The sequence below is a fragment of the Latilactobacillus curvatus JCM 1096 = DSM 20019 genome, from assembly GCF_004101845.1.
In the GTDB taxonomy this organism is placed as follows: Bacteria; Bacillota; Bacilli; order Lactobacillales; family Lactobacillaceae; genus Latilactobacillus; species Latilactobacillus curvatus.
The window spans coordinates 620256-637603 of the sequence record NZ_CP026116.1 but is presented as its reverse complement, the minus strand read 5'-3'; the positions used below and the strand labels follow the sequence as shown (position 1 = coordinate 637603).

14 protein-coding genes, 1 other RNA gene and 1 other annotated feature are annotated in these 17348 nt (G+C 42.5%); of the genes, 8 read left to right on the top strand and 7 right to left on the bottom strand.

Annotated elements, in window-relative coordinates; genetic code table 11:
* Nucleotides 1-24 precede the first annotated feature (24 nt).
* Nucleotides 25-672, top strand: coding sequence for an HAD family hydrolase (locus LCU_RS03370; protein ID WP_004271015.1), 648 nt, complete (start codon nucleotides 25-27; stop codon nucleotides 670-672).
* 254 nt (nucleotides 673-926) lie between these two features.
* On the opposite strand, the gene LCU_RS03365 is transcribed toward LCU_RS03370, so the two are convergent.
* A complete protein-coding gene (locus LCU_RS03365; RefSeq protein WP_011373852.1) occupies nucleotides 927-1847 on the bottom strand; it encodes an IS30-like element ISLsa1 family transposase in 921 nt (306 codons plus the stop codon).
* Nucleotides 1848-1978: 131 nt separating this feature from the next.
* Between LCU_RS03365 and LCU_RS03360 the strand changes: the two genes are divergently transcribed.
* On the top strand, nucleotides 1979-2821 hold the full coding sequence (locus LCU_RS03360) for a helix-turn-helix domain-containing protein (protein ID WP_056967180.1): 843 nt from the start codon (nucleotides 1979-1981) through the stop codon (nucleotides 2819-2821).
* A gap of 57 nt (nucleotides 2822-2878) precedes the next feature.
* Here LCU_RS03360 and LCU_RS03355 read toward each other — a convergent pair whose 3' ends face one another.
* The 4 genes from LCU_RS03355 to LCU_RS03345 form a co-directional block, all read right to left on the bottom strand.
* Nucleotides 2879-3376, bottom strand: coding sequence for a universal stress protein (locus LCU_RS03355; protein ID WP_039098570.1), 498 nt, complete (start codon nucleotides 3374-3376; stop codon nucleotides 2879-2881).
* 62 nt (nucleotides 3377-3438) lie between these two features.
* Nucleotides 3439-3714 carry a hypothetical protein gene (locus tag LCU_RS03350; protein WP_004271026.1) on the bottom strand — a complete coding sequence of 92 codons (276 nt, stop codon included), beginning with the start codon at nucleotides 3712-3714 and terminating at the stop codon, nucleotides 3439-3441.
* Between the two features lie 73 nt (nucleotides 3715-3787).
* Nucleotides 3788-3976, bottom strand: a non-coding RNA gene (gene ssrS / locus LCU_RS10215) — 6S RNA.
* Nucleotides 3977-4027: 51 nt separating this feature from the next.
* The gene (locus LCU_RS03345; protein WP_035186837.1) at nucleotides 4028-5308 is read right to left on the bottom strand and encodes a replication-associated recombination protein A; all 1281 of its coding nucleotides are present in this window, start codon (nucleotides 5306-5308) and stop codon (nucleotides 4028-4030) included.
* Nucleotides 5309-5441: 133 nt separating this feature from the next.
* On the opposite strand from LCU_RS03345, the gene gshAB reads away from it, so the two are divergent.
* Nucleotides 5442-7739 carry a bifunctional glutamate--cysteine ligase GshA/glutathione synthetase GshB gene (gene gshAB / locus LCU_RS03340; RefSeq protein ID WP_054644554.1) on the top strand — a complete coding sequence of 766 codons (2298 nt, stop codon included), beginning with the start codon at nucleotides 5442-5444 and terminating at the stop codon, nucleotides 7737-7739.
* 50 nt (nucleotides 7740-7789) lie between these two features.
* On the opposite strand, the gene LCU_RS03335 is transcribed toward gshAB, so the two are convergent.
* Nucleotides 7790-8233, bottom strand: coding sequence for a YueI family protein (locus LCU_RS03335; protein WP_056966611.1), 444 nt, complete (start codon nucleotides 8231-8233; stop codon nucleotides 7790-7792).
* A 70-nt stretch (nucleotides 8234-8303) separates the two neighbouring features.
* On the opposite strand from LCU_RS03335, the gene LCU_RS03330 reads away from it, so the two are divergent.
* Complete coding sequence (locus LCU_RS03330; protein ID WP_056966613.1) at nucleotides 8304-8909, top strand: DUF1054 domain-containing protein; 606 nt, start codon at nucleotides 8304-8306, stop codon at nucleotides 8907-8909.
* A 98-nt stretch (nucleotides 8910-9007) separates the two neighbouring features.
* On the opposite strand, the gene rpsD is transcribed toward LCU_RS03330, so the two are convergent.
* The gene (rpsD, locus tag LCU_RS03325; protein WP_054644552.1) at nucleotides 9008-9613 is read right to left on the bottom strand and encodes a 30S ribosomal protein S4; all 606 of its coding nucleotides are present in this window, start codon (nucleotides 9611-9613) and stop codon (nucleotides 9008-9010) included.
* A gap of 371 nt (nucleotides 9614-9984) precedes the next feature.
* Between rpsD and ezrA the strand changes: the two genes are divergently transcribed.
* From ezrA to LCU_RS03305, 4 genes are all read left to right on the top strand, one after another.
* Nucleotides 9985-11697, top strand: a complete 1713-nt coding sequence (gene ezrA, locus LCU_RS03320) for a septation ring formation regulator EzrA (protein WP_056966616.1) — start codon at nucleotides 9985-9987, stop codon at nucleotides 11695-11697.
* A 140-nt stretch (nucleotides 11698-11837) separates the two neighbouring features.
* Nucleotides 11838-12986, top strand: a complete 1149-nt coding sequence (locus LCU_RS03315; protein WP_056966618.1) for a cysteine desulfurase family protein — start codon at nucleotides 11838-11840, stop codon at nucleotides 12984-12986.
* Nucleotides 12987-13010: 24 nt separating this feature from the next.
* Nucleotides 13011-14228, top strand: a complete 1218-nt coding sequence (gene thiI / locus LCU_RS03310) for a tRNA uracil 4-sulfurtransferase ThiI (RefSeq protein WP_004270694.1) — start codon at nucleotides 13011-13013, stop codon at nucleotides 14226-14228.
* Between the two features lie 126 nt (nucleotides 14229-14354).
* Nucleotides 14355-14572: a binding site (T-box leader), on the top strand.
* 55 nt (nucleotides 14573-14627) lie between these two features.
* Complete coding sequence (locus LCU_RS03305; RefSeq protein ID WP_004270689.1) at nucleotides 14628-17273, top strand: valine--tRNA ligase; 2646 nt, start codon at nucleotides 14628-14630, stop codon at nucleotides 17271-17273.
* Nucleotides 17274-17348 lie beyond the last annotated feature (75 nt).

Sequence of the window (17348 nt, the reverse complement as noted above, 5' to 3'; positions counted from 1 at the left end):
TTAACCAGATAGGATTGAGAGAAGATGACAGTAAAAGGGATTATTTTTGACGTCGATGGCGTTTTAGTGGATAGTGAACCGTACTATTTTGAACAACGCTTAGCATTTTTGAATGCAATTGGCGCACGACTAACGGCAGAGGAAAGTCGTAAACAAATTGGTTCCAATATGAATGCCGTTTTAAAACAGTTGTTTCCAAACCATACTGTTTTGGAACGAGCGGCAATTAAAAACGGCTATACGTCGTATAAAGCGGCTCATCCAATCGTTTTTAAAAATATCATGAACCCAGACGCGCAACCGTTATTAGCAACCGTTGCACCGACATATCAAATCGGTTTGGCGTCCGCTGGTGAGCGCGGAATTATTCAACAAATGTTGTTGGAAACCGCGTTAGAACCTTATTTTGAAACGGTTGTTAGTGGTGCAGAGATTGCGCATAATAAACCAGCACCAGATGTGTATCTAGAAGCGCTTAAAAGAATGCATTTAGAACCAACCGAGGCGGTTGCGATTGAAGACTCTGCACTGGGGATTCAAGCGGGGAAGGCGGCTGGTTTAACCGTCATCGCATTAAAACCATTTGATCCACTTTTCGCGATTGATCAATCGGCAGCGGATTATCAAATTGAATCATTAAAAGAAGTTCCGGCAATATTAGCAACGTTATAAAAAACGGCTTCCGCTGCAGGAAGCCGTTTTTTTGTCGTACTATCGAACAACACCTTAACAATTAATTAAAGATAAATGTTTGGTAATGTTTAGTATGTAGTGTAAAATACTTATTGGATAAAAAAATAAGTAATGCCACATAACTAGTTCATAGTGTATAATAAACGCAACTAGTAGCGTCATTGCTAATTGATGTAAATTACTTAATTGGGTTATATTTTCCGGAAATTAATTTTAAATGGCAAATTACAAGTTTAATCCGAACAAGCCCGGAATCTTTCAATGGCAGTCTGTTGATGATGTATTTTTAATGGTCGTTGATTAATTAGTTCAAGTGCTGCTAGGATCTCATCAGTCGTTACTTGGCTAAAATTGGTCTTTTTCGGGAAGAACCAGCGTAACCGTCTATTAAAATATTCATTGGAACCTCGCTCCCATGGTGAATATGGATGGCAAAAATAAACTTTGATCTGATAATCCTGTTCTAAGGCCTGATAATTGGCAAACTCTTTACCATGATCAACAGTAATGGATTTTACTTGGGGACCGAAGGCCCCCATAAACTTGCCAAAGGCGGTGTTTAGAGCCTTAGCCGTTCTATTAGGGGCTTTGATGGCCCATAGAAGTCGGGTCTTACGTTCTACGAATGTAACCAGACATGATCGTGACTCACTTCGACTAGAAAGCACCGTATCTACTTCCCAATGACCAAAAGCTAACCGTTGATTAACAGTTGTTGGCCGTTGTTCGATGGAAGTCCCACTTGTAAATTTCCCACGATTTTCGCTCACTCGGTGCTGGCGGACATTCCGATTGGGTAGATCAGTCAATTTGAAGGGGAGCCAGCCACGATTAAGCCAATTATAAATTGACGCAGTGCTCAAGTTATAAGCGGCCGCAATGGTTTCTGGTGACCAGGTTAATCGTAAGTGATTGGTAATTAAAGTCGCTAATGCTGCCGTCAGCATCGAACGACGACCGCAATTCCGCCTTTTGCGATCTGCATCTTGCTGAGCTAATTCTGGATCATAAGGTTTAACTCGGTCCAACTCATAGCTAATCGTAGCTTTGGCGACGCCTAAGGCGTCAGCCATTACTTGGTAAGATTTATTCCCCTCATTGACCAGTTGTGCTAGTGCGCCACGTTGAAAACGTGATAAAGTAGATGTACCCAAAGTAATCACTCCCTATATTGGTTGGAATTAGCTACTACCATTGTAAGTGATTGCTTTGGGCTTTTTAATTTCTGTTCGGATTAATTATAGAATTTGCCAAATTAAATAATGATGTAATTGGAGTATTTAAAATGAGAATATTAGGGGATAAACTAAAACAAATCCGTAAAGCACGGGGGATGTCTCAAGCGGAGTTAGCTAAGGGGATTTGTACGCAAGCAACAATTAGCTTAATTGAGAAAAAAGAACAGGTGCCAAGCACAAAGATTCTCTTGGAAATTTGTAAGCGGCTTGAAATTACGTTGGACTCAGTGATTGTGCAAGAAGATGATCAATTACACGTCTTGTTGAGTCGTGTGCAAGCATTGTTATTTACCAATGAATTCAAAAAAGCACGTGATTTGATTCAGCAGATCTACACAGATCAACTGGTCAAAGCAGATGATTACAAACGGTATTATTATTTCCAAGGTCAAATTAAGTTATTGCTGGAGAATAAACCGGACGATGCACTTTTCTTTTTCAATCGTGCCTTCAATCAATACGTTGTTTCTCAGACGGATGTTTACGGTATTCTATGTATTATCGGCATTAGCAAGTCCTATTTGATGAAGGGCGCTTTAGAGCGTGTACGGATTTATGCAGAACAAGCCGTTGAAATGTTGGAGAATTCTGATCCACTTGCTATGGCCGATTTCCAAGTTGAGTTGCAGATTTATAATCACTTAGCGGGAATTCTTTTTGAATTGAAGGATTATGAAGGTGCGATTAAGTACGCTCAGCTTGCGATTGACGAAGCAATCGATAAGCAAAGTCTTTACTTACTTGATGCATTGTATTTCATTCTTGGTCGTGCAGAACATGTGCTTCATCGAGAGAACGCCTTACAGGATTTAACGGTTGCTAAAACATTGGCGTTAATCCGGCATCATCCAGAGATTATTGTGCAAGTTGATCAACAATTGGCTGAATAAGTGGTTAACCACTAAAAAAAGCCGGGACATAAGCGTCCCGGCTTTTTGATTGCTAATTTATGCTTCTTCGTGACCAATGCTACTGCGTTTCTTGTTGAGTGCGTGTTTATTATCTAAATCTGTCCGCACAACGAGCACGTCGCAAACGGCGGTCCGAGTAACGTATTCCGTTACAGAACCAATCAAGAGACGTTCAACAGCGTTTAAACCAGTTGCACCAATCATGATGAGATCGATATTTTTCTTTTCGGGTACTTCGCGGGCAATTAAACTCTTTGGTGCGCCATATTCAATGCTATAGTCAACATCTTTTAAGCCAAGTTCATTGGCAGTCACGATGTATTCGTCCATTGTTTTCTTAGCTGTTTCTGTGACTTGTTCAACCATTGCGGAATCAAAACTAGAGATATTTTGGAAGGCGCGGGTATCGATAACGTGAATCAAGTGGAGTTGTCCGTTATTCCGAAGGGCAACTTCAACTGCTTTACGGAAAGCGAGTTCAGCTTCATAAGAACCATCGATTGCGACCAAAATGTGCTTGTATTGTTGTAACATTGTCATCACCTCATTTAATTTTACATCTTTATTATACGCTAGTTCAGTGCCAAAAGTAAATCTTAAAGGTTAGTTGCAAAGCTAAGGCCGACTAAGCCGGCGATTAAACTGGCAGCAACGAGCGTCACCAATGTCCAGACTAGTGGCAATAGCCAGTAAATCAAAGCCCCGCAGATCGCTACACCGATGAGTGCAATCCCTGAAAAGTACATCAATCGACCTAAATGCCGGTTTTCAGTTAAATCAAAGAGTAGGAACTTCTTGTCTTGGTAGTAACATAAAATCGCACCAAGTAGGGCGATAATGATTAAAAAAACGATTATGGCGATTTGAATCAATGTGCAACCTCCTAAAATAATCAACAAAAAAGGACCAACGTAAACGTTAGCCCGGTCAAAGTCGTTGGACTTTGGGAAATCTAGTGGTGCCGTAGATGCTTCCCGATAGTTGAGCCCGCTAGAAAATGCAGGTGGGTCAGATTATTATTAGACTTGGTTCCTTCGCGAAAAAGTCTACACTCGCTAATAACTCATCCGTCCCATTAACGAATTACTTGATCGGTCAACATAAGGTGGGAAGACGCGCACACCTTAGAAATCCTACTATTATAGTAGCACGCTCGTGATGTTAACACAACACTTTTGTAACCGTTCACTTATGCGGACTGGCTTGGCGCAAGCGTTCTAGCTGTTGTTTGAGGACTTGCTCGTATTTACCAGTTGCTTTTGCTTCGTAATAATGACTACCTAAGAGCTTATCTGGTAGGTAATCTTGCGCGACCCAGTCGTTGGGATAATTATGAGGATATTTGTAGTCGACACCGTGGCCAAGTTTTTCAGCCCCTGCATAATGGGCATCACGGAGATGATCGGGGACTTCACCGGCTTTGCCAGCGCGAATATCAGCTAACGCGTTATCAATTGCGGTGATGGCCGAATTTGATTTTGGAGATAAGCAGAGATCAATCACTGCTACGGCCAGTGGAATCCGGGCTTCGGGAAAACCAAGTTGTTTAGCCGCAGCAATTGCCTCGACTGTACGGGCACAGGCTTGAGGGTTGGCGAGGCCGATATCTTCGTAGGCCATTGTCATCAAGCGCCGACTAATCGACATTAAATCACCGGCTTCAATCAAACGGCCCATATAATGGAGCGCAGCATCAACGTCACTGCCACGGACTGATTTTTGAAAGGCGGAGATGACATCGTAATGGGCATCGCCATCTTTATCATGAGTAATGGCTTTTTTCTGCACGCATTCTTCAATAACGTCAATATCGATGTCGATGACGTTGGTGTCTGGATTCGCTGGTGTTGAACGAGCAGCGAGTTCGAGGGCGTTTAAAGCACTCCGTAAATCACCGTTTGTGACGCGGGCAAGGTATTGTTCAGCCGTTTCATCGAGATTGATGGCTAGTGCACCTAAGCCTTTTTCTTTATCTGTCAGTGCCCGTTGAATGGCAACATGAATGTCGGCTTCAGTGAGGGGCTTGACTTCAAAAATTTGGGCCCGACTCCGAATGGCAGGGTTGATACTGATATATGGATTTTCGGTAGTTGCACCAATTAAGATAATGCGGCCACTTTCTAGATGTGGTAAGAGAAAATCCTGTTTGGTTTTATCCAAGCGGTGAATTTCATCGAGGAGTAAAATCACGGTGCCACTCATTTTGGCTTCTTCAGCGACAATCTGTAAATCTTTTTTACTATCAGTGGCAGCATTCAGCATGCGAAAAGCGTACTGGGTACTACCGGCGATGGCACTAGCGATACTCGTTTTACCAGTACCAGGCGGTCCGTAGAGAATCATTGATGAGAGGAGTTTGGCATCAACCATTCGGCGAATGATTTTTTGCGGCCCCACTAAGTGCGTCTGACCGACAACTTCATCGATGTTAGTCGGACGCATGCGAAATGCGAGAGGTTGTTGCATAGCGTTCATCCTTTAATGTTTAGGTTGTTCCTAGTATAACATGTCGCGCAAATTCGTAGTGATTATCGTTTTAAAAGGTTTTAGGGATGTGTATAATGAGTTGTATAAGACTGAATTAAGAAGAGGTTTCAAAATGCCTAATCAATTATTTGAGAACATTAAACAATTACGCTTAACACCTTTATTGAACCAAGGTGCTTTTGGGGTCGAAAAAGAGGGGCAGCGAGTGACCGGATTGGGCGCATTGAGTCAACAACCGCACCCCAGTGAGTTAGGATCGCGAACGTTTCATCCATACATTGCGACTGATTTTGCAGAGATGCAAACGGAACTGGTTACGGATACCTTCGAACAGACCGTAGATGTCCAACAACAATTATTAGCGCTCGAACAAGTATTGCAATCAAGTATGGCCGATTCGGAATATATTTGGCCCCTCAGCATGCCACCGTTGTTACCAGACGATGAATTAACCATTCCAATTTCAGAATACACACCGGCGGTAAAAGCCTATCGTGACTATTTGACGAAGCGCTACGGTCGACGTCTACAGATGGTCTCTGGCATCCATTATAATTTTAGCCTGTCATCGACGTTAATTGTGCGTTTATTTGATGAATACTATCATGATCACTATGTGAGTCTAAAAGATTTTAGCGATGCGTTGTACATCCAGATTGCGCAAAATTACGTGCGTTATCACTATGTTTTAACGTATTTATTTGGTGCGAGTCCGATAGCGGAACCAGGCTTTTTAGAAGATATGACGAAATTACCAGAACACCCTGTACGGAGTTTACGCTCGAGTGAATTATTCGGCTACAGCAATAAGCAATTATTAATTCATTTTGATTCAGTTGCCGCATATGTTGATTCAATGCGCCAAGCGATTGCTAATGGCGACTTAATTTCGGAACGCGAATTTTACGGAACTGTGCGGTTACGGAGTCACTCATTGGATCAGATGTTAGAGACTGGTGTGGATTATTTAGAATTTCGGGGGTTTGATATTAACCCGTATACTGCGACGGGGATTGATCAACAACAGCTAGACTTCTTACACTTATTCTTTATGTACTTATTATCCTTGCCGAAATTATCCGGTGATTTAGCCACTCAGATTCAGACGGGTCGTCAGTTAAATGACACAGTAGCATTAGAGAATCCGCTGCAGCCATCGCAGCTCCAAACACAATTGGAAACTGTGATGGCCGATTTGGCCCAATTCATTACGGATTATCATCTGAATGAGCGTTTTAAACAAGCTTGGACAGTGATGAATGAGCGTGTTCAGGACCATCGACAAACCTTGAGTTATCGCTTAACACAAGCGATTGAAGAGGACTCGCTAAAGGCATTTGCCCTCAAACAGGCAAAACGTTTTAAATGTGAGCTGACAGAGACTCCCTATCAGTTACAGGGATACACGGATATGGAATTATCAACACAAATGCTGATGTTTGACGCTTTCCAAAAAGGGCTGCATGTGGCTGTTTTGGATCGCGATGAACAATTTATTGAGCTGACCTATCAACATCATCATGAATTAGTCAAAAATGGGAATATAACGAGTTTAGATCAGCTAATTAGTGGGCCGTTAGTGGATAATAAGGTAGTGACTAAAATTTTATTGGCAAGTCATGGTATGCGGGTGCCAGCGGGTGCCGAATATACCGCTTTAGAGACGGCAGTAGCAGATTATCAAGCGGCGTTTGGTCAGCGCGCGATTGTCATTAAACCAAAACACAGTAACATGGGGGCGGGCATTACCACATTTTTAACGCGTCCAAGTGAAGCGGACTTCATTGCTGCTTTTAAACTGGCACAAACGTACGATCAGCAAATTTTAGTTGAAGAATTCATTGCGGGTTCGGAATACCGTTTCTTAGTGATGAATCATAAGGTCCAGGCTGTTTTAGAACGGATTCCAGCCAATGTCGTGGGGGATGGTCGTTCAACAATCGCCCAACTTGTTGCTAAGAAAAACGACAACCCATTACGCGGCGAAGCGCACCTGACACCGTTGCAAAACATTCGCCTCGGTGAACGGGAATTGCTCATGTTGAAACAACAAGGTTACCGCCCTGAAGATGTGCCATTGCGTGGTTCACAGGTCTTCTTACTACAAAATTCCAACGTCTCAAATGGTGGTGATTCGGTTGACGTGACCGATGAGATGGATCAAAGTTACTTTGCGATTGCTGAACAGGTTGCTGAAATTTTGAACCTCAATATCACGGGAATCGATATCATTGTGCCAAACTTATACCAACCATATGATCCGGAGCACCCTGAGATGACGGTTGTGCTAGAAGCAAACTACAATCCAGCGATGTTGATGCACTTGTTCCCAATGATGGGTCAAGCGCGGCGCGTTTCAATGACTGTCTTACAATTACTTTTCCCAGAATTAGCGATTGAAACCGACTAAAGTAATGCAAAAAGGCCCGCACAAGTTAAACTGTGCGGGCCTTTTTAGTGTTAATCGAAAAGATGTTTTAAGAAACCACCTTTTTTGGTGGGTGCATCTTGCGTTGTGGTTTTTGGATCAGGGTATAGTGTATCGAGCGTAATTGCCTCATGGTTAATCGCGTCTTTGGCAACCACTAACAAACCGAAGGCCGTTGGTTCGGTTTTGACTGTTTCGTTGTTAACGAGCGTGAACGGAATCCCGTGTGCTGAAAGGGCCACTAAATAATCGGTAGCAGCGGGGTTCTTGCCGTTTAATAAGACGGAATAGGGCTTATAATCCGTAAGATGCGCTTCGAATTTAGCTTGCGCAGTGGCGAGTTCCTGGTTAGTAATGCCTAAGAAGACGCGTTCACGTAATGAGCCGAGGTAGCGGCGGCGTTCATCGGGATTGGTTTGTGGTGCGCCGTGCATGGCACTATCCAAGTGTTGTTGTAATTGATCATTATCTGACAAAATAGTCGCCTCATTTCTGAATTGTGCTATATTAGAATTAAACCTAAGTATACCATGTTGGAGGAAAAAGATGTTTACACGTGCTGATTTTGATATTTTTGATGACCAAACCTTAAAGGGCCGGTTAGACAAGATTTATACGCAACTTGATCCAAAGTTTGAAGTATTTGGTACGCAATTGCAAGCAGAACTCGTAGTAGAAACAAAACGCGAATTCTCGTTGCATATTGCCAAGCATTTACGCCGCTTCAAAAATCCACCAATGAATACTTGGATGGCACTTAGTGAGAGCTCACGCGGGTATAAGATGATACCGCACTTTGAAGTCGGTTTTTGGGATGATCGGATCTTCGTTTGGTTTGCTTTAATGGCTGAGATGCCAGATAAGACGGATTACGCACCGTTATTGGCAAGCCAAACAGAAAGCCTCTTAAGGGACTTTGCCGACTATGATTTAAGCTACGATCACATGACCAAGCAAAAATTCCCAATGTCATCGGAGAACTTGAAACTGATTCAAGATAAGTTTGCTAAGACCAAAAAAGGGGAGTGGCTCCTCGGAAAAGTTTATCTGAAAGACAACCCATTATTCGACCAACCCGAAGCTCTCATGGCCGATATTCAAACGACCTTGATGAAGATGGTGCCTTTATATGAGTTGGTACAGACTAAATAGATTAAATCAGACGCGTGTGCTAAGTAGGCACGCGTCTTTAAATGCGCAAAAAAAGAGCCAGACCTAAGTCTGACTCTTTTAATTGAACAGATAACTGCTTATCTGTTGTAGAATTCAACGATTAAGGCTTCGTCGATTTCTGGTTCTAATTCTGAACGTTCTGGTAAACGAACAAGTGAACCTTTCATTGTGTCAGCATCAAAGCTAACGAATGAAGGGCGACCAACTGTGCCTTCGATTGCAGCCTTAACGATTACAAGGTTCTTAGATTTTTCACGGATTGAAATTTCTTGACCAGGTTTTACTTCGTATGAAGGAATATCAACACGTTTGCCATCGACAGTTACGTGACCATGGTTTACTAATTGACGAGCTTGTGCACGAGTGCTTGCTAAACCTAAACGATAAACAATGTTGTCTAAACGTTGTTCTAGCAAGATCATCAAGTTAACACCATGCTTGCCTTCGCGGATTTTACCAGCGCGAGCAAATAAGTTCCGGAATTGGCGTTCTGTTAAACCATACATTAAACGAAGTTTTTGTTTTTCGCTCAATTGCATACCATATTCTGAAATCTTACCGCGACGGTCGTTACCGTGTTGGCCTGGAGCGTAAGGGCGACGAGCAAGTTCTTTACCTGTGCCTGATAGTGAAATTCCTAAACGACGTGAAAGTTTCCACTTTGGACCTGTATAACGTGACATAAAAAAATCCTCCAATAAATGTTTTGGAGTAAAATAATCCGATGTAAACTTAGTAATCGTTCAGTTCACTTATTAACAATCTTCACCTTTGCAGCCGCAAGGTTACACAATTGAACCAAAACTCTGGGCAAATGAACTGTTGACGGCTTTACCGTTTACTGCTGCATTATTTTACACAATGGCTAGTATAGCGTACGGTGTGCGGCAACGTCAAGCAAATTCAGATTAAAATTGTAGCTTTTCTAAAGTTTATCGCTAATTATTGCTGAACCGTTATCTTATTCATGCTATAATCAAACATAGTTTAATGAATTGAAGTGGATGAACGGACTAACAAATCTGATTTAAATTGTAAAAGGGTGTGTCTTTGAATGTTTTACATTCTCATTGGAATCGTAGTCGTCGCACTGATTGGCTACCTAAGTGTTGTTTTTTATCAACGTTATTTTATCAAACAAATTAAACAACTAGAAGCACATAAAGGCGACTTAATGGCGTTGCCGATTCCGGAACGCTTAACGAAGTTACGGTCGTTACATTTGACGGGCGAAAGTTTGCAAAACTTTGATCGTTGGGAAAAACAATATGAGCAGATTACCAACCATAACTTCAGCACGATTGAAGGCTATCTTTTTGATGCGGAAACGGCCAATGCCAAATACCAATTCATTCAGGTTGCACGGATTCTCAAACAATTGCGGGCGTACTTGACTGAAACGGATCAAGATTTACTGGATGTTCAAGATGCTTTAGAAAATCTACTTGCCAATGAAGCCGATACACGTCAAAAAATTCAGCGTCTACGAGAACAATATCAACAACTACGTAAACGTTTGTTGACTAAGAGTTTTTCGTTTGGACCTGCATTAGATGTGCTTGAAGCAACGTTAGGTCGCTTAGAGGTGGATTTTGACGAAGCCAACGAACTAACAACAGCCGGCGACCATCTAGGGGCTAAGGCCATTTTGCAGAAATTAATTACTGAAACAACGCAATTAGAAGACCAGATGGAACGGATTCCAAAGCGCTATAACGAATTAGCTAACGAGTTTCCCGAACAACTGGTTGAAATTAATGATACCTACCATCAAATGTTAAAAGAACATTATCAATTTGATGATCGGCAGATTGAAGTCAAACAACAACAACTAATGGATCAACTTGATAAGAGCACTACCTTGTTAAGTGATTTGGCCATTGAGTCGGTTGAAGCCAATAACGATGAAATTGCACGTGGCATTGATCAATTATATGATCAATTAGAAGCTGAGATGACTGCCAAGAAGGCAGTCGCGACGCAATTGCCAACCACCGCGACATTCGTGCAACATGCTGAACGTCAGAACCATGAGCTATTATTGGAACTCGATCATCTCAATCAGAGTTATGCACTCACACATGGTGAGTTGGCAAGCGCCAAACAATTACAAAAGCAAATTGGTGAAGAACAGGCGTTAGTTGAAGGGCACCAAGCGAAGATTGCCAACCACGAAGCGGTTTACACGGCGATTGCTGAAGATTTGACCGGGATTGACGAACGGCTAACTGTCATCGAAGAAAAACAACAAGCAATTCATGATCAGGTTGCTAGTTTGCATCAAGGCGAAGTCGTCGCTAATGAAAACTTACGCCAGTTTGAACTTGAACTACGTAACTTGAAGCGCGCTGTTGAAAAGGTTAATTTACCTGGTTTACAACAGAAATATTTGGATTTCTTCTTCGTTGTTTCTGATGAGATTCAAAAACTTGATCATGATTTGAATCAAATTAAGATTAATTTAGACGATATCGCGAAGCAATTAATTCTCGTTCAAGAGGATTTAGATGAATTGAAGGCCAAGACGGATACCTTAATTGACAGTGCATTGATTACGGAGCAATTGTTACAATATGCCAACCGATATCGTGCAGATTTTCCCGCCATCCAGGAAGCCTGTGTGACGGTCCAAACCATTTTTAATGAAGAATACGACTATGCTAAAGCTGTCGACTTATTGGCAACGGCCCTTGAAAAGGTTGATCCAGGTGCTTACACACAAGTTGAAAAGGCCTATTACGACCAAAAGTCAGACGCAACTAATTAGTCACTTAGATGCTCACCAGTCCGAGACAAGACGCATTTTGTCTCGGATTTGTTTTGTTAAAGATTAATTGGTTGTCTTTAATAACCAATTTGCTATAATGTACAACGTTAAAACACTAATTTTTAGTAAGAAGGATCGATATGATTTATTTTGACAATAGTGCCACCACTAAAATCGCGCCAGGCGCACTTCAGACCTATCAAGCGGTTAGTGAACAGTTCTTCGGCAACCCCTCTAGTTTACATGTGATTGGGGAAAAAGCCTTTCATATTTTAGAACAATCACGCCAACAAATCGCTGATTTATTAGGCGTAGACCACGATGAAATCTTCTTTACCAGCGGTGGAACAGAAGGCGATAACTGGGTCTTAAAAGGCACGGCAATTGAAAAACGGGCGTTTGGGAAACATTTAATTACGACATCGGTTGAACATCCAGCCATCATTAAATCCATGCAGCAACTGGAAAAATTAGGCTTTGATGTGACTTATCTACCCGTTGATCAGTTTGGTCGAATTGATCCGGCTGACTTAAAAGCAGCATTGCGGCCTGATACCATTTTAGTTTCGATCATGGCCATTAATAACGAAATCGGAACGTGTCAGCCACTTGAAGCCATTGCTGATATTTTGAAGGATTATCCTAATATTCATTTCCACGTTGATGCCGTTCAAGGGATTGGCAAAGGCATTCAAGAGGCGATTTTCAACGAACGCGTTGATTTTGTGACCTTATCAGGGCATAAGTTCCACGGCCCACGGGGGACTGGGATTTTGTATAAGAAACGCGGGCGTCATTTAGCGCCGCTTTTAACCGGTGGGGGCCAAGAGCATGATTTACGTTCTGGAACCGAAAATGTGCCAGCCATCGCGGCAATGGCCAAAGCCTTACGTTTGTTATTGACCGATGAGACTGAAAAAGTACACCGCCAAGCAGCTATTCGAGAACGACTCTTTAACCATATCAGTCAATCGGATAAAACGGTTATGTTTTCACAACTGACGCCTGATTTTGCGCCGCATATTTTGTGCTTCGCAATTAAAGGTGTTCGCGGTGAAACAACGGTTCATGCGTTTGAAGAACACGAAATCTATATTTCAACGACAAGTGCTTGCTCTTCGAAGAAAGGGACTGAATCTAGTACCTTAAAGGCAATGCACGTCAATGAAAAAATTGCGCCAAGCGCCATTCGGGTATCCCTCGATGAATACAATACGCTAGAAGAAGCGGATGCATTCATCAAAGCGTTCGATCAAATTAACGAACGCTTCAAAAAAATTAATTCGTAAACTACCATCTAAAAGGAGATAGGCATGCAATACACTGAAATTATGGTTCGCTACGGCGAACTTTCGACAAAGGGTAAAAACCGGAACGATTTTATCGGTCGGTTAAACGGGAACGTCACAAAGGCGCTTCACGAGTATAAACAACTCCGGATTCACCCTAAACGTGACCGGATGCATATCGTTTTAAACGGCGACGATGCAGAAGGCGTTATCGAACGTCTCCGTCACGTCTTCGGCATCCAAAACTTCTCACCAAGTATCCAAGTTGATCGTGATTTAGATTCTGTTAAAGAAATGGCGCTTGCCATGATGAAAGAAATCGGCAAACCTGGGATGTCTTTCAAAGTTAACACACGTCGTTCTGATCACAATTTCTTCTTGGATACGAATGATATGAACCGCGAATTAGGTGGTTACTTATCAGATGAATTACCTGAATTAGAAGTGCAAATGAAAAAACCTGACATTACTTTGCGGGTTGAAATTCGCCAAGATGCGATTTACTTAACCAACCAAGTGATTCAAGGGGCTGGTGGCTTACCAGTCGGTTCTGCCGGTAAAGGAATGTTGATGTTATCTGGTGGGATTGATTCACCAGTAGCAGGTTACTTAACGCTCAAACGGGGTGTCGACATTGAAATGGTGCATTTCTTTAGCCCACCATACACAAGCGACAATGCCTTGAATAAGGCCAAAGAATTAACGGCGAAATTGGTGCCATACGTTGGTGGGATTAAGTTTATCGAAGTCCCATTCACGGAAATTCAAGAAGAAGTGAAGCATTCTGTGCCAGAAGGTTACTTAATGACCATTCAACGGCGGATGATGTTGCGTTTAACGGATCAAATCCGTGCTAAGCGCCAAGGTTTAGCCATTTTTAATGGGGAATCTGTCGGTCAAGTGGCCTCACAAACACTTGAAAGTATGATGGCTATCAATGATGTCACAACAACGCCAATCGTGCGGCCAGTTGCGACAATGGATAAGAATGAAATCATTGAAATTGCGAAGGATATTGATACGTACGAATTATCAATCATGCCATTCGAAGATTGCTGTACCATTTTTGCACCACCAGCACCGAAGACCCGGCCTAACTTAGATAAGACCCGGTTCTACGAACAACGCATCGATGTGGATGCCTTGATTGAACGCTCACTTGCTGGAATTAAAGTGACAGAAATCAAAGCTGGCGATCAATTCTTAAATCAAGACGAAGAAATCATTGCTGAACTATTGTAAACTATAAAAATCCTGAGAATAACAGTATGTTGTTCTCAGGATTTTTTTGGGGAGAAGATTCGGGATTTATTTTCAGAATGAACGCCGGTGACGCTTGACCTTTGGCGTTCACTCAGCTAAACTATTAACAACGCGTTGAACAAGAGCGATTAAGATTGGGCTAGTTTAGAGAGAAGATGCATGGCTGAGACGTCTTCCAATGACCAATTAATCGGTAGCTTGTGAGCTGTTAACCTGAAATTAAGTAGGGCTAACCGGACAATTTCGTTCGTTAACAAATCATGAGTTGGGGACTAGTCTAGTCCTAATTTAGGTGGTACCGCGAAAAAGCATTCGTCCTATTGTGAGGAATGCTTTTTTGTTTGCCATTAAACGCAATATTTTAAAGGAGTGAACAAGATGACTGATCACAAAGAAATGTCAACCAAATATGATCCAAATCAAGTTGAAGCCGGTCGTTATCAAGATTGGTTAGACGCTGATTTATTCAAGCCAAATGCCAATCCAGATGCCAAACCTTATTCAATCGTTATTCCACCGCCAAATGTTACGGGTAAACTCCATTTAGGCCATGCCTGGGATACGACCTTACAAGATATGTTAATCCGGCAAAAACGGATGCAAGGGTATGATGTACTCTGGTTGCCAGGGATGGATCATGCCGGGATTGCAACTCAAGCTAAAGTGGAAGCAAAATTAGCTGAACAAGGGATTTCACGTTATGACTTAGGTCGTGAAAAATTCATCGAACAAGTCTGGGACTGGAAAGATGAATATGCCGCAACCATCCACGCACAATGGGCTAAGATGGGCTTATCACTTGATTATTCACGTGAACGGTTCACATTAGACGATGGCTTATCAGACGCTGTTCGTAAAGTCTTTGTTACCTTATACAACAAGGGCTTAATCTATCGTGGCGAATACATCATCAATTGGGATCCAAAAGCACGGACGGCTTTATCAGATATCGAAGTGTTGCATCAAGATGATGAAGGGGCCTTCTATCATGTTAACTATCCATTGACCGATGGTTCTGGGAGCATCGAAATTGCCACAACACGTCCTGAAACATTACCTGGTGATACTGCTATCGCTGTACATCCAGATGATGAACGGTATGCGGACCTTGTTGGCAAGACGGTCACATTACCATTAATGAATCGTGAAATTCCGATTATCGCTGATCACTATGTCGATAAGGATTTCGGTACTGGTGCTTTGAAGATTACACCAGCACACGACCCTAACGATTTTGAAGTCGGTAATCGGCATGACTTACCACGGATCAATGTCATGAACGAAGATGCCAGCATGAATGAAAGTGCCGGCAAGTATAACGGCATGGATCGTTTTGAAGCACGTAAAGCGATTGTTGCTGACTTGAAGGAACAAGGTTATTTGATTAAAGTCGACCCAATGACACATAGTGTTGGTCATTCTGAACGGACCGGTGTACAAGTTGAAGCCCGGCTTTCAACGCAATGGTTTGTTAAGATGAAGCCACTTGCTGAAATGGCTTTGAAGAACCAAGCAACCGATCAAAAGGTGAACTTTGTGCCAGAACGATTCGAAAATACCTTCACACAATGGATGGAAAACGTTCATGATTGGGTTATTTCGCGTCAATTATGGTGGGGGCACCAAATCCCAGCTTGGTACCATAAACAAACTGGTGAAATGTATGTCGGCGAAGAAGCACCAAAAGATATCGAAAACTGGACTCAAGATTCTGATGTCCTAGACACATGGTTCAGTAGTGCCTTATGGCCATTTTCAACAATGGGTTGGCCAAACACTGAAGCGCCTGACTTCAAACGCTACTTCCCAACCAATACGTTGGTAACTGGCTACGATATCATCTTCTTCTGGGTCTCACGGATGATTTTCCAAAGTCTCGAATTTACAGAACAACGCCCATTCGAACACGTCCTCATTCACGGTTTAATCCGCGATGAACAAGGCCGTAAGATGAGTAAATCACTTGGTAATGGGATTGACCCAATGGAAGTCATTGAAAAATACGGTGCCGATGCATTGCGTTGGTTCTTAACGAGTGGCTCAACACCAGGCCAAGATGTTCGTTTCAGTTACACGAAGATGGATGCTGCCTGGAACTTCATCAATAAGATTTGGAACGCAAGTCGTTTCGTCATCATGAACCTTGAAGACACACCAGCGCCAACGAAGATGCCAGATGCCGCTAACCTTGATTTAACGGACAAATGGATCTTAAGCCAATTGAACCAAACGGTGGCAGATGTTACACGGCTTTATGAAAGCTTCGAATTTGGTGAAGCGGGCCGGACATTGTATAACTTTATCTGGAACGATTTCTGTGACTGGTATATTGAAATGGCGAAGGAAGTCCTTTACGGAGACGACCAAGCAGCCATTGCCAATAAACGTTATAACTTGGCTTATGTTTTAGACCAAACATTGCGTCTATTACACCCAGTGATGCCATTTGTCACGGAAGAAATCTGGCAAAGTATGCCACATACTGGCGATTCAATCGTCAATGCGGCTTATCCAGAAGTGCACGCTGAATTAGACGATCCAGAAGCAACAACGCAAATGAATGCGTTAATCGATCTAATTAGAAGTGTCCGGAATATCCGTTCCGAAGCCAATGCACCACTAAGCAAGCCAATTGATGTCTTGGTCAACATTCAAGATGCGCCATTAATGACGATCTTCAAACAAAACCAAGACTTCATCGAACGCTTCGTACATCCTAAGTCACTTGAAATTGCTGAAGGTTTAACAGCACCAGCATTGGCGAAGACAGCCATTATCAGTGGTGCAGAAGTTTATGTGCCATTGGCTGAATTGCTCGACTTAGACGAAGAAATCGCCCGTTTAGAAGGCGAATTGAAACGTTTAGACGGTGAAATCAAACGTGCTAAAGGCAAGTTGTCAAACAAGGGCTTCACAGACCGCGCACCAGAAAAAGTGGTCCAAGAAGAACGCGACAAACAAGCAGACTACGAACAACAATACCAATCAGTCGAAAAACGAGTAGCAGAATTAAAAAATGCATAAGTGCATCATCAACGGTTAGCTTCTGAGCATTTGCCTAACTTAGCGAATTGGCGCTGTAAGCGCCGATTTGATAAG

Excerpts from the sequence above, each read along its gene's own strand:
- LCU_RS03370 (WP_004271015.1), top strand. The coding sequence starts at position 25 with ATGACAGTAAAAGGGATTATTTTTGACGTCGATGGCGTTTTAGTGGAT.
- LCU_RS03360 (WP_056967180.1), top strand. The coding sequence starts at position 1,979 with ATGAGAATATTAGGGGATAAACTAAAACAAATCCGTAAAGCACGGGGG.
- LCU_RS03355 (WP_039098570.1), bottom strand. The coding sequence starts at position 3,376 with ATGTTACAACAATACAAGCACATTTTGGTCGCAATCGATGGTTCTTAT.
- LCU_RS03345 (WP_035186837.1), bottom strand. The coding sequence starts at position 5,308 with ATGCAACAACCTCTCGCATTTCGCATGCGTCCGACTAACATCGATGAA.
- gshAB (WP_054644554.1), top strand. The coding sequence starts at position 5,442 with ATGCCTAATCAATTATTTGAGAACATTAAACAATTACGCTTAACACCT.
- LCU_RS03330 (WP_056966613.1), top strand. The coding sequence starts at position 8,304 with ATGTTTACACGTGCTGATTTTGATATTTTTGATGACCAAACCTTAAAG.
- rpsD (WP_054644552.1), bottom strand. The coding sequence starts at position 9,613 with ATGTCACGTTATACAGGTCCAAAGTGGAAACTTTCACGTCGTTTAGGA.
- ezrA (WP_056966616.1), top strand. The coding sequence starts at position 9,985 with ATGTTTTACATTCTCATTGGAATCGTAGTCGTCGCACTGATTGGCTAC.
- LCU_RS03315 (WP_056966618.1), top strand. The coding sequence starts at position 11,838 with ATGATTTATTTTGACAATAGTGCCACCACTAAAATCGCGCCAGGCGCA.
- thiI (WP_004270694.1), top strand. The coding sequence starts at position 13,011 with ATGCAATACACTGAAATTATGGTTCGCTACGGCGAACTTTCGACAAAG.
- LCU_RS03305 (WP_004270689.1), top strand. The coding sequence starts at position 14,628 with ATGACTGATCACAAAGAAATGTCAACCAAATATGATCCAAATCAAGTT.